The sequence below is a fragment of the Sandaracinus amylolyticus genome, assembly GCF_021631985.1.
GTDB lineage: Bacteria > Myxococcota_A > Polyangia > Polyangiales > Sandaracinaceae > Sandaracinus > Sandaracinus amylolyticus_A.
Window position 1 is genome coordinate 7931808 of the sequence record NZ_CP070225.1, and the last position, 20922, is coordinate 7952729.

19 protein-coding genes are annotated in these 20922 nt (G+C 71.8%); 10 read left to right on the plus strand and 9 right to left on the minus strand.

The features are described 5' to 3' along the window. Window positions 1–21: 21 nt before the first annotated feature. Window positions 22–720, plus strand: a complete 699-nt coding sequence (locus tag I5071_RS33540) for a hypothetical protein (RefSeq protein WP_236517362.1) — start codon at window positions 22–24, stop codon at window positions 718–720. Between the two features lie 61 nt (window positions 721–781). Further along, window positions 782–1111: an HPF/RaiA family ribosome-associated protein gene (locus tag I5071_RS33545; protein WP_236517363.1), complete on the plus strand. Its 330-nt coding sequence runs from the start codon at window positions 782–784 to the stop codon at window positions 1109–1111. 179 nt (window positions 1112–1290) lie between these two features. On the opposite strand, the gene I5071_RS33550 is transcribed toward I5071_RS33545, so the two are convergent. Further along, complete coding sequence (locus tag I5071_RS33550) at window positions 1291–1629, minus strand: hypothetical protein (protein WP_236517364.1); 339 nt, start codon at window positions 1627–1629, stop codon at window positions 1291–1293. Between the two features lie 240 nt (window positions 1630–1869). Continuing rightward, complete coding sequence (locus I5071_RS33555) at window positions 1870–3417, minus strand: putative metal-binding motif-containing protein (RefSeq protein ID WP_236517365.1); 1548 nt, start codon at window positions 3415–3417, stop codon at window positions 1870–1872. A 220-nt stretch (window positions 3418–3637) separates the two neighbouring features. On the opposite strand from I5071_RS33555, the gene I5071_RS33560 reads away from it, so the two are divergent. Beyond that, on the plus strand, window positions 3638–4072 hold the full coding sequence (locus I5071_RS33560) for a hypothetical protein (RefSeq protein ID WP_236517366.1): 435 nt from the start codon (window positions 3638–3640) through the stop codon (window positions 4070–4072). Continuing rightward, complete coding sequence (locus I5071_RS33565; RefSeq protein ID WP_236517367.1) at window positions 4069–4674, plus strand: PIN domain-containing protein; 606 nt, start codon at window positions 4069–4071, stop codon at window positions 4672–4674. The genes I5071_RS33560 and I5071_RS33565 overlap by 4 nt, the downstream gene beginning before the upstream one ends. A 20-nt stretch (window positions 4675–4694) precedes the next feature. Here I5071_RS33565 and I5071_RS33570 read toward each other — a convergent pair whose 3' ends face one another. The 4 genes from I5071_RS33570 to I5071_RS33585 all read right to left on the minus strand — a co-directional run bounded on the left by I5071_RS33570 (window position 4695) and on the right by I5071_RS33585 (window position 8763). Beyond that, window positions 4695–5309, minus strand: a complete 615-nt coding sequence (locus I5071_RS33570; RefSeq protein ID WP_236517368.1) for a hypothetical protein — start codon at window positions 5307–5309, stop codon at window positions 4695–4697. A gap of 42 nt (window positions 5310–5351) precedes the next feature. Further along, the gene (locus I5071_RS33575) at window positions 5352–6032 is read right to left on the minus strand and encodes a hypothetical protein (protein ID WP_236517369.1); all 681 of its coding nucleotides are present in this window, start codon (window positions 6030–6032) and stop codon (window positions 5352–5354) included. A gap of 33 nt (window positions 6033–6065) precedes the next feature. Continuing rightward, on the minus strand, window positions 6066–6563 hold the full coding sequence (locus I5071_RS33580) for a GNAT family N-acetyltransferase (RefSeq protein ID WP_236517370.1): 498 nt from the start codon (window positions 6561–6563) through the stop codon (window positions 6066–6068). 217 nt (window positions 6564–6780) lie between these two features. Next, window positions 6781–8763 (minus strand): methyl-accepting chemotaxis protein, encoded by a 1983-nt coding sequence (locus I5071_RS33585; RefSeq protein WP_236517371.1) that lies wholly within the window; start codon window positions 8761–8763, stop codon window positions 6781–6783. A gap of 233 nt (window positions 8764–8996) precedes the next feature. Here I5071_RS33585 and I5071_RS33590 point away from each other — a divergent pair, with 233 nt between their 5' ends. Next, window positions 8997–11036: an N-acetylmuramoyl-L-alanine amidase family protein gene (locus tag I5071_RS33590; protein WP_236517372.1), complete on the plus strand. Its 2040-nt coding sequence runs from the start codon at window positions 8997–8999 to the stop codon at window positions 11034–11036. Window positions 11037–11040: 4 nt separating this feature from the next. On the opposite strand, the gene I5071_RS33595 is transcribed toward I5071_RS33590, so the two are convergent. Next, a complete protein-coding gene (locus tag I5071_RS33595) occupies window positions 11041–11517 on the minus strand; it encodes a hypothetical protein (protein WP_236517373.1) in 477 nt (158 codons plus the stop codon). 82 nt (window positions 11518–11599) lie between these two features. Here I5071_RS33595 and I5071_RS33600 point away from each other — a divergent pair, with 82 nt between their 5' ends. Both I5071_RS33600 and I5071_RS33605 read left to right on the plus strand, forming a co-directional pair. Beyond that, entirely contained in the window at window positions 11600–12742 is a 1143-nt protein-coding gene (locus I5071_RS33600; RefSeq protein WP_236517374.1) for an efflux RND transporter periplasmic adaptor subunit, read from the plus strand. Further along, on the plus strand, window positions 12739–15870 hold the full coding sequence (locus I5071_RS33605; RefSeq protein ID WP_236517375.1) for an efflux RND transporter permease subunit: 3132 nt from the start codon (window positions 12739–12741) through the stop codon (window positions 15868–15870). Before I5071_RS33600 ends, I5071_RS33605 begins: the two co-directional genes overlap by 4 nt. Here the strand turns inward: I5071_RS33605 and I5071_RS33610 are convergent, their stop codons facing one another. Together I5071_RS33610 and I5071_RS33615 are read right to left on the minus strand one after the other, a co-directional pair. Further along, window positions 15871–16869: an NAD-dependent epimerase/dehydratase family protein gene (locus tag I5071_RS33610; RefSeq protein WP_236517376.1), complete on the minus strand. Its 999-nt coding sequence runs from the start codon at window positions 16867–16869 to the stop codon at window positions 15871–15873. After that, the gene (locus I5071_RS33615; RefSeq protein ID WP_236517377.1) at window positions 16869–17426 is read right to left on the minus strand and encodes a hypothetical protein; all 558 of its coding nucleotides are present in this window, start codon (window positions 17424–17426) and stop codon (window positions 16869–16871) included. Before I5071_RS33615 ends, I5071_RS33610 begins: the two co-directional genes overlap by 1 nt. A 74-nt stretch (window positions 17427–17500) precedes the next feature. Between I5071_RS33615 and I5071_RS33620 the strand changes: the two genes are divergently transcribed. The 3 genes from I5071_RS33620 (at window position 17501) to I5071_RS33630 (ending at window position 20748) form a co-directional block, all read left to right on the plus strand. Further along, window positions 17501–18148 (plus strand): TetR/AcrR family transcriptional regulator, encoded by a 648-nt coding sequence (locus tag I5071_RS33620; RefSeq protein WP_236517378.1) that lies wholly within the window; start codon window positions 17501–17503, stop codon window positions 18146–18148. Window positions 18149–18235: 87 nt separating this feature from the next. Continuing rightward, window positions 18236–19666: a tetratricopeptide repeat protein gene (locus I5071_RS33625; RefSeq protein WP_236517379.1), complete on the plus strand. Its 1431-nt coding sequence runs from the start codon at window positions 18236–18238 to the stop codon at window positions 19664–19666. Window positions 19667–19839: 173 nt separating this feature from the next. Further along, window positions 19840–20748 (plus strand): M23 family metallopeptidase, encoded by a 909-nt coding sequence (locus I5071_RS33630; protein ID WP_236517380.1) that lies wholly within the window; start codon window positions 19840–19842, stop codon window positions 20746–20748. Window positions 20749–20922: the final 174 nt, after the last annotated feature.

The following is a 20922-nucleotide window of genomic DNA, read 5'->3' on the forward strand; positions in this document are numbered from 1 at the left end:
GCGTGGCATCATCGATCGCGCGTGGCGTACCGCGACGAGAACGAGGCGTTGCGGGCGCGCATCGAGCAGCTCGAGCGCGAGAACGACGAGCTGCGTCGCGAGCGCGCGCAGCTCCGCGCGCCGCTGCGGACGACCACGACCGGCGAGCGATTGCTCGGTGCGCCGCTGGTGCTGATCGAAGAGCGCGAGATCGAGGGCGCGCTCCCGGCGAGCGCGCACGAGGAGGTCCTCGAGACGCTGCGCGCCGCGTTCGGCGCGATCGGAGACGCGCAGTCGGTCGGGCAGACCCTGACGTGGCGTCTCGGTCCACCGGCCGGACAGCGCATCGTCGAGGTGATCGTGACCTCGCGCGAGGGACGCACTCGGGTGCGCGTGCTCGAGCGACTGGGCGGCCTCGCGGGCGGGCTCTTCGGCGGGATCGTCGGAGGCGCGGGCGCGGGCGGTGCGGCGGTGATCGCGCCGCTGCTCGCGCTGGTCGATCCGGTGCTCGCGTTCGTGTCGGTGCCGCTGTGGATCGCCGCGGTGCACACGTTGGTGCGCGCCGGCTACGAGAGCTCCGCGAACGCGCGGGCGAGAGAGCTCGACGGGCTCACGAAGGAGCTCGAGCGCGTGGTGCGGCACCGCGTCGCGCAGGACGGACCGAGGGTGCGCGTCGACGCCACCGAGCGGGACGACGAGGCCGAGCAGGCGCGCACCGCCGGAGCACGTCGCGCGACCTGACGAGGATCACGCGTCCGAGCCGCGCGGTTGCGACCCGTCCACGCGCGCATACCTCCCGGGTATGCGAATGCCTGTGCAGATCCACTTCCGCGACATGGATGCATCGGAGGCGATGGAGTCGGTGCTCCGCGAGAAGCTCGAGGCGGTCACGCAGCTCGAGCCGCGTGCGACGTCGTGCCACGTGGTGATCGAGCCCACCGACAAGCGGCACCGTCACGGCACGATCCACCGCATCACGGTGCGGCTCGCCGTGCCGGGTGACGAGCTCGTCGTGAGCCGCGAGAGCGGCGAGGATCACTCGCACGAGGATCCTTACGTCGCGCTGCGCGATGCGTGCGACGCGCTGCGCCGCCAGGTCGTCGAGCGCAATCGCATGCGCCGCGGCGACTGACTGATTCGTCGATCCCGCGCGGCCCGCCCCGCCCACGCACCATCCCTCCGCGGCACGTGGGCGAGGCGGCGGCGAGGGAGATCACGCCCAGGGGGGCTGGCGTGATCTCCGCGCGCGGCTCCGTGGAGTCACGAGCGTCGGGGGGGGGCGGCGACTGCTCGCGCGAACGGAGCCGGTGCTCACTCGGCGATCGGGCGGTCTTCCTCGTAGCGCTGCAGGTTGCGCTCGCGCTCCTCGACGCCCTCTTCCGCCTGCTCGAGGCGCTGCTCTTCCATCTCGTGCTGCTGCTCGAGCGCCTCTTCACGCTGCTGGAGCTCGCGGTCGAGCTGCTGCTGCTGGGTGTCGAGCTGCTGCTCGCGCTGCTCGCGCTCCTGCTCGAGCTGCTGCTCCTGGGCCTCCATGCGCTGGTCGAGCGCCTCCTCTTGCTCGTCCATCGCGTTCTCGCGCGGCGTCTCGCACGCCGGCAGCGCGCCGAGCGCGAGGCCCGCGAGGATTCCGATCATGAGGTGCTTCCGCATTCTTGGTTCTCTCCTCTCCGTACGGTCCCGGGAGGAGCAACCGCGATGCCGACACCGTCGATCCGAGCCCACGGCGCGGAGATCGTCTCGTCGTGCGTGTCGCCAGCGCTCGGATGTCGCGCCGAGGTGCAGGCAATCGCGTCCAGGAGCGCCTTGGCGTGAGGCGTCGTGACGCGCGCAACGGTCTCACCGTCGCGCGGACGAGACGTTCGAGCACGGCACGCCGGGCTCGAACGTGCGTCAGGCGCGACGCCGGCGGATCGCGAGGCCGAGCGCCACGACCGCGAACGCGAGCGCGAAGTGCGAGCGCGACGCGCCGTGCCCGACGCTGCAGCCGCCGGAGATCATGCGCGGGCCGTCATCGCCGGGGCCGCCGTCGTCGCCGGGGCCGCCGTCGTCGCCGGGACCTTCGCAGTCGATCGCGTCCTCGCCGTCGCAGTCCTGATCGACTCCGTCGTCGCAGATCTCGTCGGCGCCGGGGTGCACGTCGGCATCGTCGGGCGCGCAGTCGTCGGACGCGTAGCCGTCGCCGTCGTCGTCGGTCGGCGGCGCGCTGCAGGCGCCCGCGGCGCAGCCGAGCTCGCAGGTCTCGCGGAACACCATGCCGCGCTCGCAGCGCACACGATCGCTGCCCTCGCAGCTCCACGCATCGCCGATCCCCTCGGGGCACGGCGGAGGCGCGGTCGAGGTCACGCGGATCTGGAGCTGCGCATCGACGGGACCGCCGCTCTCGCTGAACCACGCGACGCCCTCGCGCACGAGGTTGAAGAACTGCGGGTAGTCACCCGCCGCTTCGGGCGCGCGCACGCTGAACACGAAGCGACCGGTGCCGCCGGGCGGGACCTCGCGATCGATCGTCGCGGCGCGGTTCGGCGCGATCCAGTCGTCGGCGGCGATCGGGCTGGCGACGTCGCGCGGCTCGGTGGTGCCGAGGAAGACCTCGCCCGGACGCCACGTCTGCGCGCCGGTGTTGCGCATCTCGAGGTAGCCCATCTGCGCGGTGCCGGCCTCGAGCGGGAACGGATCGCGCGCGAGCGGGAAGCTCTGCGAGACGTACGCGGCGCCCCAGTCGCGCGTCGTCACCCAGAAGTCGGCGCCCATCTCGTTGTAGACGCCGGTCGTGTTGTCCCGGTAGTGCGCGTAGCGCTGCGAGAAGCACGAGTAGCTGGGGGCGCAGCCGTTGTAGTAGTGGGTGACGGTGCGGATCCAGGGATCCCAGCGATCGTTGCCGATGCGCACGCCGTTCATCCACGCGATCGCCTGCGCGCGGTTCTCGACGCCGGGCACGTACGCCGAGCGGACCACCATGTTCGCGACGAAGTCGACCGCCGCCTGGGTGTTGCCGGCGATCGAGAGGATGCGATTGCCCTCGCGCGCGAGGGTCTGCTCGAACGTGCCGGCGTCGAACTGGAACATGCCGAGCCCGCCCTGACGGTCGGCGCACGGTCCGTCGCCCGCGCCCGCGACGACCGGGCCGCCGCCGCAGTCGCTGCTGTTCGGGCCCTGGCAGGCCCAGGTGAGCTCGCGCCAGCAGTGGCTCATGCGGGTCTCGGCATCGGCGATGCCCGCGAGCAGCCATCCCTGCTCCATGCCCGCGCCGAACGCGGCGTCGCGGATCTGCCCGGCGCGCACCCGACGCTCGGCGGCGGTGAGATCGGCGGAGACGACCCCGACCTCGCCCGGCTCGTCCATGAGCATGCCCATCGGCGCGGCAGGCTCGTTCTGCATGCAGGCTGGCAGCAGCAGCGAGAGCGCAGTGAGGCAGACGAACGCAGCGCGGCGCATCATGCCCCGCTGCGTTTACAAGCCACGTGCCTGCGCGGTGGGCCCCGCGGAGCGCGAAGAGTGCGGCGTGGGGATCGCGCGAGCGTGCGGGTTTGGCCGGGATGCGCGGAATTCGCGGGGGAAGTGGTGGTCGGAATCTGGACGGTCGGAGGGCGGGCCGAGCACGCGGGTTCGCACTGGCCGGCACGTCGAAGCGGAGCTCGTCGGGTATTATCCTTCGATCATGGCGTTCCCGTTCGACTTCGCTGCGCAGAACGAGCTCGGCCGCATCGCGCTCGCCGTCGAAGCGAAGGCTCTGACGGGAACGAGTGACAGGTGGGCACGCGAGCTGCGAGACATGATCGCGACCCGTTCGAGCGTGCTCGAGTCGAGCGCCTTCCTGCTGGTGACCCCGGATCGACTCTACGTGTGGCCCGCAGGCGCGTCGAACGACACCGCGCCGACGACGGTGGACGCCGGCGCGGTGCTCGGTAGCTACCTGTCGCGTGCGGGAGTCCGCGGGGACCGTCGAATCGATCCGCGCGTGTTCGAAGACATCGTCGGATGGTGGCTACAGGACCTCGCGACCGGCGTCGCCGAGCCGTCGCATGGCGCCGAGATCGAGCCGATTGCGAAAGCAGTTCGTGGCACCCGTGTCATCGCCGAGCGCGCGGCGTGAGGGTCTACGCCGAGACGAACTTTGTGCTCGAGATGGTGCTCGAGCAGGGCGAGGTGCTCGAGGCGACCGCGCTGGTCGAGCTCGCCGAGCGACGATCGATTGCGCTCGTACTTCCCTCCGCCGCGCTGTTCGAGACCTACGACACCGTGCACCGGCGCCGAACCGAGCGACGCGCTCTCGTGAAGAGGATCGAGGACGAACTGCTGCAGGTCGGTCGATCCTTGTCGATGGCGAGCGAAGCGTCTCAGCTGCGCGGCACGCTCGTGCGCGCCGATGCGCTGGTGACCCAGCGTTTCGAGGACGTCCGGCAGCGCCTGCTCGCAATCGTCGACTGGATTCCGCTGGACCACGCGGTCTTCGATGAGGCGTGTAGGCTCGAGATCGCTCACGGGCTCGGTACGCCGGACGCCATCATGCTCGCGAGCGTGCTGCTCCACGCACGAGCAGCGGGCGGGGAAGCCATCTTCGTGACGAAGAACCCACGCGACTTCGACACACCCGACGTGCGCAGCGCGTTGAGCGCAGTCCGTTGCGCTCCGCTGTTCAAGATCGCGGCGGCGCACGCGAGAGTCACTGCCACGGCGGCTACCGTGACGCGCTGAGGCACACGCTTCTTCGAGGATCACGCCGCGATGATCTCATCGTCGGGCGGCGGGCCCTCGAGCGTCAGCTGCGCCGCGTCCTGCAGCGCGTAGGCGTGGGCGAGGCCGAAGACCCAGATCGGCGCGGTGAGGATGAGGAGGCCCGGGCCGGGGGTCACGATCGCGTGCAGCACGACGAAGAGCAGGCCCGAGAGGTGGTGCAGCACCGACCACACGACCGCGCCCTCGGCGAGATCGACGACCTCGCGATCGCGACGCAGCACGAAGTACGCGATGCACGCGAGCGCGAGCCCGAGGAAGAAGCCGCTCGATCCGGTGACCACCAGGCCGACCCCGGTGACCACCCCGATGAGCCCGACTCCGTCGGTCATCGCGCCGACGCAGAGCATCATCGGCGCGAACACGAGGCTCGTGAGCACCGACCACACCATCCCGATCCCCGCGGTCCACGTGATCGGCGACGGAGTGCCTCGCGGCACCTCGCGGCTCACGCGCGACTCGCGATACGCGCCGCGGCCGAGCCGCAACGCAGGGCCCGGGACGCTGCCCCATCGCGCGGCGAACCGGACGGACCAGTACGCGGTCGCGACGACGGCGACCATCGCGATGCCGAGCACGAAAAGGGCGTACAGCACGAGTCCCATGCTCGCTCTCCATGAGCGCGCGGCACGCGCGCGTCAGAGGGGCGATCGATCTCCGATCGCGAGGATCGCCGCGCTCTCGGACGAGGCATCTTCGTCGTCGCGCTCGCAACGCTGCACGCGCGCCACGATCCGCGAGACGCGCCCCAGCGACCACGCGTGCACGAGGCCGATCGCGCAGGGCACCGCGACGATGGCGACGATGCGCGCATCGTCCTCGTGCACCGCGAAGAGCACGAACGAGAGGAGCACCATCGCGTGGTGCAGCGAGGACCACGTCGCGACGGAGAGCGCGCGCTCGTCGGCGTCGGGCTCGCGCTCGAGAAGCGCGCGCGAGGCACGCACCAGCGAAGGACCGAGCGCGAACGCGGCGACCGCGGTGGCGAAGACGCCGAGGCCCGAGAGCGTGAGGAGGATCTGCCGCACCGGATCGTGACGCGCGGGCGCGAGCAGGAAGACGAGGCCGCTCGGCGCGAAGACGAGCGTCGTGAGGAAGCCCCACACGCAGCCGGTGCCCGCGACGAGCACGACCGAGAGCGGGACGGGACGAGGCGCGTGGCTGCGCACGAGCGCGCGGCGATAGGGGCCCACACCGACGAGCGCGGCAGGACGCGACACGCGCCCCCAGCGGTCGCGCGCGCGCCACGCCCACCACGCGGTGAGCACCGCACCGATCATCGCGGACAAGAGCGCGATGCGGGCGAGGAGCTCGGCCATCTCCGTCGCTATTGCGCGCCCCGTGCCGACCGTTCAGCGAAGCACGCGCGACATCAGGAGCTCGTCCACGTACACATCGGGACCGCGTCGGATCGCCCCGAGCTCTCGGCCGTACACCACGAACCCGTGGCGCTCGTAGAGCCGCAGCGCCCGCACGTTGTCGGCGGCGAGCGTCAGGAGCAATCGTTGGTGGTCCAACGATGCGTGCTCGATCGCGCGCGCGACGAGCGCGTCCGCGAGCCCTCTCCCGCGCGCATCGGGGTGCACGTACATCCCCCAGAGCAGCGCGCGATGGCGCAGCTTCGCGCCTTCGTAGCCGGTCACGCCCGCGACACCGAGGAGCGTTGCGTCTCGCTCTCCGCCGAACACGGCGTGACCCCCGAGGCGCTGCGCGACGCTCGCTTCGGTCTCGTGCTGCTCGTCCTCGGGCGCGACCCGGAACGCATCGGGCGCCTGGCGCAGCCCGAACGCGCGCAGCGCGCGATAGGCGCGCGCATCGTGCGCGCCGAGGCGACGGATCGCGATCGTCATGGCGCAGCGTGTGGTGCTCGCGATGCGAGATCGGGAGGGACACGGTTCGCGCGCGGGATGGGCCAAAAGAAAAATCGGCTCGCCCGCTCAGGGCCCTCCCGTCCGCGTGCTCCGCCCGCTCCCGTCCGGGCCCTGCGCAGGCGAGCACTCCAGCCGACCAAAAGAAAACGAGCCGGCCCTCTCGGGCCGGCTCGTCGTCTCGCACTTTCGTTCGCGCTCAGCTGCCGACGGCGCGCAGTCGCTCGGCGATGCGCGACAGATCGCGCAGCTGCGCCTCGTATGCGCGCGTGAGCTCGCTGATGCGCTTGGCCGCGGTGAGCGTCTGCTCGCTGCCGCGCGCCTGGGCGCGATGCGACTGGTGCAGCTGGTTCACCATGCTCGAGATGTTCTCGATCGCCTGGCTGATCTGACGTCCGCCGCGGGCCTGCTCCTGCGACGAGCGCTCCACGTGCTGCGTGATGAGCCGCATCTTCTCGGCGCTCTTCATGATGAGCTCCGAGCCGCGCGCCTGCTCCGCGGTCGCCGCCGCGATCTGCTGCACCGTCTCCGCGATGCGCCCGATCGCGTCGGTCACCTGCTTGCTGCCCTTGGCCTGCTCGACCGTCGCGCGCGCGATCGCGCGCACCATCGCGGTGCTCTTCTGCGAGCTCTCGAGGATCTTCTTGAGCGCGGTCTCCGCGCTCGCGCTGACCTCGACGCCGCGATCGACCGTCGCCGCGCCGCGCTCGACGGCGGTGATGCCCTTCTTCGACTCCGCCTGGATGGTCTTGATGAGATCCGCGATCTCGCGCGTGCTCGCGCCCGCGCGCTCCGCGAGATCCTTGATCTCGTCGGCGACGACCGCGAAGCCCTTGCCGTGCTCGCCCGCCTGCGCCGCGATGATCGCGGCGTTCAGCGCGAGCAGGTTGGTCTGCTCCGCGACGTCGTCGATGACGTCGAGGATGTCGCCGATCGCCTCGATGCGCGTGCCGAGGTTCGAGATGACCTGCACCGCCTCGCTCGAGGTCTCCTTGATGCGGTTGATCTCCTGGATCGTCTTCAGGATCGCCTCGGCGCCGATCTCCGCGTCCGACGCGACCTGCTCGGAGAGGCGCGCGGTCTCGTTCGCGTTCGACTGCACCTGGTCGATCGAGACGTCCATCTCGTTCATCGACGACGACGTCTCTTCGGCGGTCAGCGAGAGGGCGTCGACGTTCCGGGCGACTTCCTTGATCGAGTAGGTCATCTCCTCGATCGAGCTGACGGTCTCGCGCACGCTCGCCGCGAGGTTGCCGGTATTCTCCGCGACCTCGTCGTTCGTCGCGGTCATCTCGAGGATCGAGCTCGAGCTCTCTTCCGCGTTCGACGCCAGCGCTTCCACGTGCTGCGCGATCTGGTGCAGCTGCTGCGTCATCTCCTGCATCGAGCGCGTCGTCTGCTCGACCGCGGCCATCTGCTCGCCGAAGCCGTTCGAGAGCAGGTCGAGGTACTGCGAGAGCTTCTCCTCGGCCTCGCGCACCTGACGACGCAGGCCCTTGGCCTCTTCCTCGCCGGCGCGGCGCGCACGCTCTGCCTCGTCGACCTCGCGGCGCTGGGTCGCGACCTGGGTCTCGAGATCGCGCACCCGCTGCTCGAGCTCGCTGCTGCGGGTACGGAGCGGCGTCGCCTGCGACTCGGCGTCGCGCGCACGCTGCTCGAGCTCGCTCACCCGACCGCGCAGGGGCTCGGCCTTCGACTCGGCGTCACGCGCACGCTGCTCGAGCTCCGAGAGGCGGCTGCGCAGCGGCGCGAGCTGGGCCTCGGCGTCGCGGGCCCGCGACTCGAGCTCGCTCGAGCGACCGCGCAGCGCCTCGAGCTCGGCGAGGCGCGACTTGAGCCCGTCGATCTCCTTCTGCGCGCGGCCGTTCTGCTCGCGGAGCGCCTCTTCCTCGCGGCGCTCGTCGCTCAGCTTGTCGGCGATCTTCTCGATCGTGTCGAACGCGTCGTACTCGGCGATCGGGAGATCGGCGGGACGACGCGGCTTGCGACCGTCGAGGACCTCGCGAAGCGCGTTGAACGCGTGGGTGCTGCCTCCGGCGGGAGCCGAGAACCCGGTCACCCACACGTACAGCGCGCCGAGCGCGGCGGCCGCCACGATCGTCACCGCGCCACCGGCGTAGAGCGGTCCCGGGCCCTGCGATGCGGTGAGATAACCGAGGAAGGCGCCACCGAGCACCAACATCAGCGCCCACGGCGCGTTCTTGCTCTGGAAGATTCTTTCCACCATTCGTTCCCGGCCGCCGCGAGGGTACGCGCCTCTTTCTCCGCGAAGCAAGAACGCGGGGAAGATCGATCACTGCCTGGCCGGGGAGGACCGTGACGACGCGTCGCGCGACTGCTGCCTCGAGTCCGCACCTCGCGCGTCCGATCTCCGTGCACACGCGCGCACGCGAATTGCTGTATCGGGGTGCACACATGCGCGCTTTCCTCGCACTCGCCGCCGTCCTCGCCATCACCGCGCCCGCCGCGGCGCAGCCGTTGGTCGTCATCGATCCCGGCCACGGCGGCTCGGACCCAGGCGCGGTCGGCTGCTCGATCGAGGAAGAAGACGTCGTGCTCGACGTCTCGCAGCGGCTGCAGGTGCTGCTCGAGCGCGACGGGATCCGCATCGCGATGACGCGCGACGCCGACACGACGGTCGGCCTCTCGGCGCGCGCCACCTTCGCGAACTCGCGGGGTGCGACCGGCTTCGTGAGCATCCACTCGAACTCGAACGGCGGCACCCCTGCGACCGGCACCGAGACCTTCGTCTATCCGGGCTCGAACGCGCGCACCCGCGCGCTCGGTCAGGGCGTGCAGTCCGCGATGATCGCGGCGTGGGGCCTGCGCGATCGTGGCCTCAAGGAGGGCAACTTCGCGGTCGTTCGCGAGACCACGATGCCCGCCGCGCTCGGCGAGCTCGCGTTCACCAACAACTGCACCACCGACGCGCGCTTCCTCAGCGATCCCGCGCAGCGCCAGCGCATGGCCGAGCACCTGCGCACCGCGATCCTGAGCTGGCTCGGGGTCTCGCCGATGCCGACCACCGGCACCCTGCGCGGCGTGGTCTTCGAGGACCAGGGAGTGGGGACCGAGGACATCACCGTGCGCATCGGCGGCGCGAGCGTTCGCGTCACCGAGACCGGTGCGAGCGCGACCTCGGCGGCCGCCGACGGCGCGTGGTCGTTCACGGTGCCGCCCGGCGAGTACACGGTGGAGGCCTCGCATGCGGGGCACGTGACCGCGTCGCGGCGCTGCGCGGTCGTGAGCGGGATGACGACGTGGTGCTCGATCGGTCTTCTCCCCGAGTCGACGCCGCCGCCGCCCGATGCGGGCTCGGTGGGCGAGGAGGACGCGGGCGTGATCGAAGAGGTCGATGCGGGTGGCGAGGAGCGCGACGCGGCGACGATCGGCGGCGATGCCGGCGCGCGGCGCGACGGTGGCACCACGGGGCGCGAGATGGTCGACGGCGGATGCAGCGTGGGGCACGGCAGCGGATCGAGCGCGTGGCTCGCGATGATCCTCGCCGGGCTCGTGGTGGCGATGCGGCGCCGTCGCGCTCCCGTCGCGCTGCTCGCGGCGATCGCGATGGTGGGATGCGCGCGCGAGGCCGCGCCCGCCGCGCACGAGAGCGATCTGCGCGGGATCGTCGACGACCAGAATGTGGCACCCAGTGCCAGAATCGGCGCGCGCCCGGTCGCATCGTTCGCGACGCTCGGTGCACGTCGCGAGTGGCTCGCGGAGGATCTCGTCACGCCCGTGCTCTCGCCCGACGGAACGCGCGCGCTGCTCGCCTCGCCCGATCACACCGCGCTCTTCGTGCTCGAGCTCGATGGGACGAGCACGGTGCGCGAGCTCTGTCGCGTCGGTCGCTGCGGGTGGGAGCCGCAGTGGCAGGACGAGGGCGCGGCGGTCGCGTTCCGCACCGAGGGCCAGTCGGGCACCGCGGTGCCCGCGGAGGCGGTGTCGCTGGAGGACGGGCGCGGTCTCGCGGTCCGCGTCGGCGAGCGCGGCGTGCACGCGTGGACCGACGAGGACGATCGCGCGTGGCTGCGCATCGACGGGCGGGTGCGCGAGATCGGCCCCGAGGGCGAGCGCGTGATGATGCCGGCGCTCACCAGCGATCGCCGCCACGTCGTGATGTGGGGCCTGACCGAGGGCGTGCTGATCCATCGGGTGCGCGACGGCGCGATCGTGCACGCGGGGCCGGGCGGTCATCCGCGCGTCGATCCCTCGGGGCGCTGGCTGGTGTTCGAGCGCACCGAGGACGACGGGCACGACATCACGCGCTCCGATCTCTTCGTCGTCGATCTCGCCGATCCCGGCTACGCGATCGCGCCGCTGGTGCAGAGCGACGATCGCCTGGAGCGCATGCCCTCGCTCTCGCGCATCGAGGGCGGCGCGGGCACGCTCGCGTACGTCGAGGACGGCGCGCTGATCGTGCGCGAGGTCCGCTTCGCGCGCGCGATCGACTGATCGATCACCGCGCGCCGCGGCGCGTGATCCTCGCGAGCTCGCTCTTGAACGCGCTCGGTGAGAGCTCGGGGTGCTTCTCGCGCACGTCCTCGAGCGCCGCGTCGAGGTCGCCGCGGATGCGATATTCGTAGGGCGGCGGGACCACCCAGAAGAGCGCGGTCGCGACCCCGCGGGTCGCGGCCGAGGGCGTGCACAGGATCCACACGCTGGTGGTGCGGCGGCGCTTCGCCACGTAGCGCGCGAGCACGTCGTTCACCCGCTTGCGTCGTCCCGCGTCCCAGGTGCCGCCGCCCGGCACGTAGAAGAGCACCGCGACCCGATCGTCCTCGCGCCGCGCGCCGAGCTCGCGCTCGAGCGCCGAGAGATAGATCTCGAAGCTCGCGTCGGTGTGCTCGGGCAGCACCTGCGCGACGACCACCGGGCCGATGCGCGCGTAGAGCAAGTGCGCGTCGTGTCCGTAGACCGTCGACTCCAGCGGCATGGGTGCCGCGATGGTAGCGCGCGCGTCGCCGGTTCCACCAAGGACGACATCCGGCCTCTCCGTTGCACCAGAGTCGCGCGTCATGCGCCGCGGGATCGTCGCGCTCGTCGTGCTGGTCGTGCTCGCCGTCCTCGGCGGGATCGCGGGCATCAAGTGGTCGCAGATCACCACGCTCATCGCGCACGCACAGGACATGGAGCGACGGGGCCCGCCGCCCGAGGTCGTCGGCGCCACGGTCGCCGAGCAGCAGGTGTGGCCACAGATGGCGCACGCGGTGGGCACGGTCGCGTCGAATCGCGACGTCGCGATCGCGAACGAGCTCCCCGGCGTGGTCGCGCGCATCGCGTTCGACTCCGGTGCGTCGGTGCGCGCGGGCGACCTGCTCGTGCAGCTCGACGTGAGCGTCGAGGCCGCGAACCTCGAGGCCGCGATCGCGAACGAGCGCCTCGCGCGCGTGACCGCTGGCCGCGCGCAGCAGCTGGTCGCACGCGGGGTCGCATCGGAGCAGGAGGGCGACAACGCCGAGGCGAGCGCGGCGAGCGCGGCCGCGCAGGTCGCGTCGCTGCGCGCGACGATCGAGCGCAAGACGGTCCGCGCGCCGTTCGACGGGCGCGTGGGCATCCGCGCGGTGCGGCTCGGGCAGTACCTTCAGCCCGGCACCACCGTCACGACGATCGCCGGCGAGGACGCGACGTACGTCGACTTCACGCTGCCGCAGGAGCTGCTGCCGGTGCTGCGGGTCGGAATGCCGGTCGAGGTGCACCCGGGCGGTGAGCGCGACGTGCTCGCCGGTGAGGTCGCGGCGCTCGAGCCCTCGATCGATCCCACCACGCGCGCGGTCGGGCTGCGCGCGATCGTGCGCAGCGGCGAGGACCTCCTGCGCCCCGGCATGTTCGTCGACGTCGACGTCGTGCTGCCGCAGCGCGACGCCGTGGTCGCGGTGCCGTCGACCGCGATCGTGCACGCGCCCTACGGCGACTCGCTCTACGTGCTCGAGGACTCGGGCCGTCGCACGGCGGACGGGCAGCCGATCCAGATCGCGCGGCAGACCTTCGTGCGCACCGGTGAGCAGCGCGGCGACTTCGTCGCGGTCACGCAGGGCGTCGAGCCGGGGCGTCGGGTGGTGAGCGCGGGGGCGTTCAAGCTGCGCAACAACGCGACGGTGATCGTCACCGAGGACGCGGGGCCGCAGCCCGAGCTCGCGCCCCGTCCGGTGAGCCGATGATCAGACTCACCGACGTCTTCGTGCGCCGCCCGGTCCTCGCGATCGTGGTGAACCTGCTGATCCTCGTCGCGGGCGTGCAGGCGATCCGATCGCTCAGCGTGCGGCAGTACCCGCGGCTCGAGCTCGCGACCGTGACGATCTCGACGATCTACGTCGGCGCGAGCGCGGACCTCGTGCGCGGCTTCATCACCACGCCGATCGAGCGCGCGATCTCGGCGGCCGACGGCATCGAGTACATCGAGTCCGAGAGCACGCAGGGCCTCTCGACGATCCGCGCGCGCTTGCGCCTGAATTTCCGCGCGACCGACGCGCTCGCCGACATCAGCGCGCGGGTGAACCAGGTGCGCAACGAGCTCCCGCCCGAGGCCGAGCTCCCGACGATCCTCATCGAGCCCTCGGACGCGCAGATCGCGTCGATGTACCTGAGCTTCCGCTCGCCGATCCTCGAGCCGAACCAGGTCACCGACTACCTCGTGCGCGAGGTGCAGCCGCGCCTGTCCGCGATCGACGGAGTGCAGCGCGCCGACCTCCTCGGTGGTCGCGCGTTCGCGCTGCGCGCGTGGCTCGATCCCCAGCGCATGGCGTCGCTCGGGGTCTCGCCCTCCGACGTGTCGCGCGCGCTCGCCGACGAGAACTACCTCGCAGCGGTCGGCAACACCGACGGCGCGCTGGTCCGGGTCGATCTCACCGCCACGACCGATCTCCAGACCGTCGACGAATTCCGCCGGCTCGTGGTGCGGCGCGACGGCGACACGCTCATCCGCCTCGCCGACGTCGCCGACGTGCAGCTCGGCTCGGAGAGCTACGACCAGGACGTGCGCTTCGCGGGCGAGCGCGCGGTGTTCATGGGCGTGTGGGTGCGGCCCAACGCGAACGCGCTCGAGGTGATCGAGCGGGTCCGCGCCGAGATCGACACGCTGCAGGCCGATCTCCCGGTCGGCATGGAGGCGACGATCGCGTACGACTCGACCGAGTACATCGAGGACGCGATCCAAGAGGTCACGCGCACGCTCCTCGAGACGGTCCTGATCGTCGTGCTCGTGATCACCGCGTTCCTCGGATCGCTGCGCGGCTCGATCGTGCCGATCGTCGCGATCCCGCTCTCGCTGATTGGCGCGGTGTTCCTCATGCAGGTGCTCGGCTTCACGCTGAACCTGCTGACGCTCCTCGCGATCGTGCTCTCGGTCGGTCTCGTCGTCGACGACGCGATCGTCGTGGTCGAGAACGTCGAGCGGCACATCCGATCGGGCCAGACCCGCGTGCAGGCCGCGATCACCGGTGCGCGCGAGCTCGTCGGTCCGATCATCGCGATGACGATCACGCTGCTCGCGGTGTACGTGCCGGTCGGGTTCCAGGGCGGGATGACCGGCGAGCTGTTCCGCGAGTTCGCGTTCACGCTCGCGGGCGCGGTGTTCATCTCGGGCATCGTCGCGCTCACGCTCTCGCCGGTGATGTCGTCGCGCCTGGTGCCCGAGAAGCAGGGGCGCGTGGCGCGCACCGTCGCGCGCGGGTTCTCGGCGGTGCAGCGCGGCTACGGGCACGCGCTCGGGGCCACGCTCGCGATGCGCCCGCTGGTGTACGTCGTGTGGATCGTGATCGCGGCGGCGACGATCCCGATGTTCATGCTCTCGGCGTCGGAGCTCGCGCCCGAGGAAGATCAGGGCGTCGTGTTCAGCTCGCTCGAGGTCCCGGCGAACGCGAGCGTCGAGCAGGTCTCGGCGTATGCGGAGCAGCTCCAGCACGCGTTCGAGCAGGACCCCGACTACCACCAGAGCTTCCAGCTCACGACGCCGGGCACCGCGTTCGGCGGGATGATCGCGGCGCCGTGGCAGCAGCGCGAACGGAACATCTTCGAGATCCAGAGCGCGCTCACGCCGCGGGTCGGCGCGATCGCGGGGGTGCGTGCGCCGCTCTTCCTGCCTGCCGCGCTCCCGAGCCCGGGCACGCTGCCGATCGAGTTCGTCGTCAGCGCGAGCGCCGACCACGAGGAGATCGTCCGCTACACCGAGCGCCTCACCCAGATCGCCGCGCAGAGCGGCGAGTTCGCGTTCCCGCCGATCGCCGACGTGCGCTTCGACGAGGCGCGCGCCGACATCGTGCTCGACCGCGATCAGATCGCGACGATGGGCGTCAACATGGGCCAGATCGGCTCGGATCTGTCGTGGATGCTCTCGGGCAACTACGTGAACCGCTTCAACATGGCGGGCCGCAGCTACCGCGTGATCCCGCAGATCGTGCGCACGTCGCGCCTCGTGCCGCGCCAGCTGCAGGACATCCACGTGACCGGCCCCGACGGAACGTTGATCCCGCTCGGCGCGGTCGCGACGCTGCACGAGACGGTCGAGCCGCGCACGCTGAACCGCTTCCAGCAGCTCAACTCGGTGAAGCTCTCGGGCGTGCCCGCGCGCTCGGTCGACGCGGCGCTGCGCGTGCTCGAGCAAGCGGCGGCGGAGACGCTGCCGCCGGGATACCGCGTCGACTACACCGGCGAGTCGCGACAGCTGCGACAAGAGGCGGGGAAGTTCCTGCCGGTGCTCGGGCTCGCGCTGCTCGTGATCTTCCTGGTGCTCGCCGCGCAGTTCGACTCGTTCCGCGATCCCTTCGTCATCCTCGCGGGCTCGGTGCCGCTCGCGCTCTTCGGCGCGCTCGTGTTCACGTTCCTGCACTTCGAGGGACCGCCGGGCCTCGAGTACGGCCTGACCTCGGGGTGGACGACGACGCTCAACATCTACTCGCAGGTCGGGCTCGTCACGCTGGTCGGCCTGATCGCGAAGCACGGCATCCTGATCGTCGAGTTCGCGAACGAGAGCCAGCGCGAAGGGCTCTCGAAGATCGAGGCGGTGAAGCACGCGGCGAGCGTGCGCCTCCGGCCGGTCCTGATGACGACCGCGGCGACGATCGCCGGTCACTTCCCGCTGACGCTCGTCACCGGCCCCGGCGCCGAGGCCCGCAATTCGATCGGCCTCGTGCTGGTCGGCGGCATGGCGATCGGGACGATCTTCACGCTCTTCGTGGTGCCTGCGGTCTACGTGCTGATCGCGCGCGAGCACCGCGCGCACGCCGAGGAGAAGCGACGCGAGGAAGAGCCGGAGATGGGCGGCGCGCTGCTCCCGTCGCCCGCCGAGTGATCACGCCGCGGCGGCGAGGTACCCCTCGCGATCGAACCACGCGAGCGCGTCGCCGAGCGCGCGCTCGATCGGCGTCTGCGGCAGCCCGAGCTCGCGCACTGCTTTCGACGCATCGGCGGCGAGCCCGAGCTCCGCGATCGCGATCGCCTCGGTCGTGATCGGCGGCGCGCGATGGGTCACGCGGTCGGCGAGCGCGCTCATCGCATGCCCGGCGACCCGCGCTGCGCGCCACGGGATCTCGACGATCGGCGCGCGACGTCCGGTCGCCTCGAGCGCGATCGCGGCGAGCTGCGCGAGCGAGAGGTCGCGATGCCCGAGCAGGTAGCTCTCACCGCGCACCCCGCGCTCCGCCGCGAGCAGATGACCGCGCGCGACGTCGCGCACGTCGACGAAGTTCGTGACGGTCGGCGTCACCGCGATCACCGGCAGGCGCAGACACTCGATCAGCAATCGCCCCGTCGGGGTCGGGCCCACGTCGCCCGGCCCGATCGGGCCGCACGGCGCGACGATCACCACGTCCTGATCTCGCGCCGCATCGAGCGCGACCTCGTGCGCATCGCGCTTGCTGATCGCGTACGCGCTCTTGGTGATGCCGAGCGCGAACGGCGACGATTCGGTCGCGCGCCGTCCCGGCCCTTGTCCGCCGAAGCGCGCGATCGAGCTGGTGTGCACCACCCGCCGCACGCCGGCGCGCCGCGCCTCCTCGAGCACGATGCGCGTGCCCTCGACGTTCACCCGGCGCATCCGCGCGCCACGATCGGGCGTCCACAGCGCGTAGATCGCCGCGAGGTGGAACACGACCTCGACGTCGCGCATCGCCCGGGCGACCGACTCGCGATCGGTCACGTCGCCGATCCGCACCTCGACGTCGAGGCCTCGCAGGTTGCGCAGATCGTCACGCGCCAGCACCAGCGCGCGCACGTCGTCGCCGCGCTCGCAGAGCTGGCGCACGACGTGGTGGCCGATGAGGCCCGCCGCGCCGGTGACCAGCGCGCGCATCAGAACGTTCCTTCGACGCGGCGTCGATCCTCGAGGCCGAACCACAGCACGAAGTGCGGCTCGTCGCCGACCCGCAGCCACGCCTGACCGAGGTACACGCCGGGCGCGAGCTCGCGGATCTCGTCCTCGATCTTGCGGATGAAGAACGGGTTCTCCGCGTGGTCGTAGTCGAGCTGGATCGCCGGCTGTCCGTCGTGGCGCGAGGGGCCCGCGAACGTCTCGAACCGGAACAGGCGCACCGCGTCGAAGACCACGCGGTTGTTGCCCTCGCCGCGTCCCTCGCCGTGCGGCGCGAAGCTCTTGCCGCGCCACGGGAACGAGCCGGTCCGCGCCCACGCCACCGGCAGCGCGCTCACGAGCGAGGGCACCGCGGGCACCGCGAGCATGCGCCCGCGCAGGTCGCCCGAGATCGCCTCGAGGCGCGGCAGCGTCGCGTGCTCGTAGAGCGCGGTGAGCGCGTCGTGGTCGAGGTGCAGCAGCTGATCGAGCCTGCGGATCGACGCGGGCGCGCGCGCCGGAGAGTGGACGTCGAGCGGACGGGCGGCGATGGTCTCCATGTTCGGTCCTCCTGAGGCGCTGGCGCGCTCACATACGAACGCGTATGTGAGACGGATTTCACGTACGGGTTCGTATGTCAAGCGGACGAGCGAAGAAGAAGCCCACCAAGAGCGAGCCGCGATCGCGCGCCGAGACCAGCGCCGAGACGCGCGAGGCGCTGATCCGCGCGGGGATCGAGCTCTTCGCGGCGGAGGGGCTCGACGCGCCGAGCCTCGACGCGATCTGCGCGCGCGCCGGCAAGACGCGCGGCGCGTTCTACGTGCACTTCGCCGATCGCGACGCGTTCCTCGCCGCGGTGATGGAGCGGGTGGGCCTTCCCTTCCTCGACGTCGTGCTCGGGAGCGACGACACCCCGCCCGCGCTGATGACGGTGGTGCAGCGCTTCCTCGTCGCGGTCGCGAGCGGCGAGTACCCGCTCACCGCGAAGGAAGGCGTGCGCCCGCACCAGCTCCTCGACGCGTGTGCGCGCAGCGAGCCGGTGCGCGCGCGCTACGTCGCGCTGATCGACTCGTCGATCGCGCGGCTCGCGGCGATCGTCGCGCGCGGCCAGGACGAGAAGACGCTGCGCGACGACGTGCGCCCCGAGGACGCCGCCGCGATCCTGCTCGCGGCCGTCGTCGGCGCGCAGACGCTGATGGAGCTGCGGGTCTCGGTGGACCTCGGGCCCGCCGCCGCAGCGATGCTCACCATGTTGCGCCGTCACCCGGGACCGCAGGAGTAGGAAAACCTGGTCGAATCGGCGCACGATCACGCGCGCGGCGAAACAAACCGCGGGATCGATCGCTTGCGCGCCGCTACCATTGCAGCCGTGACAATCCGCTCGTGGGCGCTGGTCGTGATGGTGCTCTCGCTCGCTCCCCCGATCGCCGCCAGTGCACAGCGACGGGATCGAGCGCCGATCCCAGCGATGGTGCGGGGATTGCGCAACGCGGCCGGTTATGCGGGCGTGGAGCGCGATCGGATCGCGGCGGAGCTGAGCGCGGCGATGCGCGCCATCGACGCGGCGAGCGCGAGCGACGGATGCAAGGCGATCGCGCGCCGGCGCATCGAGGCGATCGCGTCCGCGGTGACCGAGAGCCCGGATCGTGCGGCGAGCCGCGCGTGGGAGGCCGCGCGGCGCGCGGTCGCGTCGGCGGGTGAGTGCCGCCCCGACGACGAAGCGCCCAGCGAGGCGCTGGTCGCGCTCGAGGTCGCGGTGTGGCTCGGCGTGGTGTCGAACGGCGCGAGCGCCGAGGTGATGGTGCAGGACCCGGGGCCGCGCGCGCTCTTCGTGCGCGGCACGGCGCTGCTCGCGTCGTCGCAGTGGGAGCTCGCGCGCGCGCGCTTCGAGGCCGGGCGCGCGGTGGTCGGTGATCGCGATCCGGTGCTCTCCGCGGACCTCGCACGCGGCGTGGGCGAGGCGCAGCTCGGCGCGATGCACGAGGCCGATGGGCTCCGCGCGATCGAGGACGCGACGTCGCGCGCGAGCAGCGCGGCCGAGGTGGGATGGCGCGCGCTGGTCGACGCGCAGGTCGCGCTCGGCAGCGCGCACGCGCGGGGACGCCGGTTCGCCGAGGCGCTCGCCGCCTACGATCGCGCGCTCTCGGTCGTGCAGGCGCGGCTCGGCGCGAGCGATCCCTGGGTCGCGGATCTGGTGAACCGCCGCGCGGTGGCGCTCGGCGAGCTCGAGCGCGTCGACGACGCGATCATCGCGAACCAGAGCGCCCTCGCGATCCGCGAGCGTGCGCTCGGCCCCGGCCATCCCGATGCGCTGATCTCGCGATCGAACATCGCGATGATGCTCCAGCGGCGCGGTGATCTCGCGGGCGCGCTCGCGATGCACCAGCAGATCCTCGACACGCGCACGCGCGTGCTCGGCGCGAACGATCCGAGCGTCGCGGTGACGCTCGACGCGATCGCGTTCATCGAGCGCACGGCCGGGCATCACGCCGAGGCGGAGGCGCTGCTGCGTCGTGCGATCACGATCCGCGAGCGCTCGCTGCCGCCCGGACATCCCGACCGCGGGCGCAGCCATCGCGCGCTCGCGCCGGTGCTCGTCGCGCTGGGTCGCATGGACGAGGCGGTGCAGGTCGCCGAGCGCGGCGTGCTGCTGACGATCGAGGCGGTCGGGCCCGATCATCCCGACGTCGCGACCGCGTGGTCGACGATGCTGCAGGTCGCGCAGGCGGTGGGCCGCGACGAGATCGCGCAGCGCGCCCAGCGCGAGATCGCGCGGGTTCGCTCGGTGTCGAGGCGCTGAGCCTGCGACGGCGCGGTCGCAGCTGCGGCCTCGGCGCAGCAGGCCGTCCAGAGCGTGGACGGCGTGCAGGCTGCACCGAGCGCGCGCCGCCCGGGATGCGCGAGGTCGAGCGCGCAATTCCGGGCTCGGCGCGGCCGATCGCGTGAGCACGGCGGGTGCAATGAGAGCCGCTCATGCAACGTGCTCTCGCGATCGTGTGTGTCGTGGCGCTCTCGGGCTGTGTCGCGTCGATGGACGAAGACCTCGACCCCGCAACGAGCCTCGGTGAGGAAGAGTGGAGCGACGAGGGACCGCCGCCCGGTGAAGAAGCGGAGTCCGAGGTGCCCGAGGACGACGGCGACCTCGGGACGATCTCGGAGGCGCTCACCGGCGCGCCGCGCTTCCAGCTGCCGTTCCCGTGCGGCCAGGTCTGGGCGGGCCAGACGCGCACCAACCACAGCCCGCTCAACTCGGTCGACTTCAACCGCGCCAACGACATCGGCGACGCGGTCGTCGCCGCCGCTGCGGGCACGGTCACGCGCGTCGCGAACGAAGGCAATCGCAGCTACGGGCGCTGGATCGAGATCGATCACGGCAACGGCTACCGCACCCGCTACGCGCACCTCAACTCGCAGGGCGTGTCGGTCGGCCAGCGCGTGACCCAGGGCCAGCGCATCGGCACGGTGGGCGACACCGGCGGCTCGTCGGGCCCGCACCTGCACTACGAGGTGCGCCGCAACGGCGTCGCGATCCGCCCGGTGTTCGACGGACGCACCGCGCTCTTCTACGGGACGCGCAACTACACCAGCCAGAACGCGTGCGGTGGTGGTGGCGGCGGCGGTGGTGGGTCGACCGGCGTGGTCGGCCGCGTGAACACGAGCGGCGCGGCGCTCACGGTGCGCGCGGGCGCGAGCTCGACGACGCGCGCGGTGGGCTCGGTCGCCGACGGGTCGACGGTGCGCATCCAGTGTCAGGTGCGCGGCCAGTCGATCACCGGCACGTACGGCACCTCGACGCTGTGGGACTACATCGGCACGGGTTACGTCGCGGACGCGTACATCTCGACGGGCTCCGACGGGCAGGTCGCTCCGACCTGCAGGTGAGGCTCCGGCGAGAGGCGCGTGTGCGCGCGGAGCGCGGGATGGGATGAGCGAGGACGCGCGACGCGAGTCGCGCGTTTTCTCGTTTTGCGCTGGTGCAAAGCGGCAGGGTGCGCCGTTGCATCCGCGCAAACCCGTCACCGAGCCGGCGCCGACCCCGGGCCGGGTCCGGTACCC

Bases quoted from the DNA above. Each gene is read 5' to 3' on its own strand.
- I5071_RS33545 (WP_236517363.1), top strand. From the start codon at position 782: ATGCGAATGCCTGTGCAGATCCACTTCCGCGACATGGATGCATCGGAG.
- I5071_RS33550 (WP_236517364.1), bottom strand. From the start codon at position 1,629: ATGCGGAAGCACCTCATGATCGGAATCCTCGCGGGCCTCGCGCTCGGC.
- I5071_RS33555 (WP_236517365.1), bottom strand. From the start codon at position 3,417: ATGATGCGCCGCGCTGCGTTCGTCTGCCTCACTGCGCTCTCGCTGCTG.
- I5071_RS33560 (WP_236517366.1), top strand. From the start codon at position 3,638: ATGGCGTTCCCGTTCGACTTCGCTGCGCAGAACGAGCTCGGCCGCATC.
- I5071_RS33575 (WP_236517369.1), bottom strand. From the start codon at position 6,032: ATGGCCGAGCTCCTCGCCCGCATCGCGCTCTTGTCCGCGATGATCGGT.
- I5071_RS33580 (WP_236517370.1), bottom strand. From the start codon at position 6,563: ATGACGATCGCGATCCGTCGCCTCGGCGCGCACGATGCGCGCGCCTAT.
- I5071_RS33585 (WP_236517371.1), bottom strand. From the start codon at position 8,763: ATGTTGGTGCTCGGTGGCGCCTTCCTCGGTTATCTCACCGCATCGCAG.
- I5071_RS33590 (WP_236517372.1), top strand. From the start codon at position 8,997: ATGCGCGCTTTCCTCGCACTCGCCGCCGTCCTCGCCATCACCGCGCCC.
- I5071_RS33595 (WP_236517373.1), bottom strand. From the start codon at position 11,517: ATGCCGCTGGAGTCGACGGTCTACGGACACGACGCGCACTTGCTCTAC.
- I5071_RS33600 (WP_236517374.1), top strand. From the start codon at position 11,600: ATGCGCCGCGGGATCGTCGCGCTCGTCGTGCTGGTCGTGCTCGCCGTC.
- I5071_RS33605 (WP_236517375.1), top strand. From the start codon at position 12,739: ATGATCAGACTCACCGACGTCTTCGTGCGCCGCCCGGTCCTCGCGATC.
- I5071_RS33610 (WP_236517376.1), bottom strand. From the start codon at position 16,869: ATGCGCGCGCTGGTCACCGGCGCGGCGGGCCTCATCGGCCACCACGTC.
- I5071_RS33615 (WP_236517377.1), bottom strand. From the start codon at position 17,426: ATGGAGACCATCGCCGCCCGTCCGCTCGACGTCCACTCTCCGGCGCGC.
- I5071_RS33620 (WP_236517378.1), top strand. From the start codon at position 17,501: ATGTCAAGCGGACGAGCGAAGAAGAAGCCCACCAAGAGCGAGCCGCGA.
- I5071_RS33630 (WP_236517380.1), top strand. From the start codon at position 19,840: ATGCAACGTGCTCTCGCGATCGTGTGTGTCGTGGCGCTCTCGGGCTGT.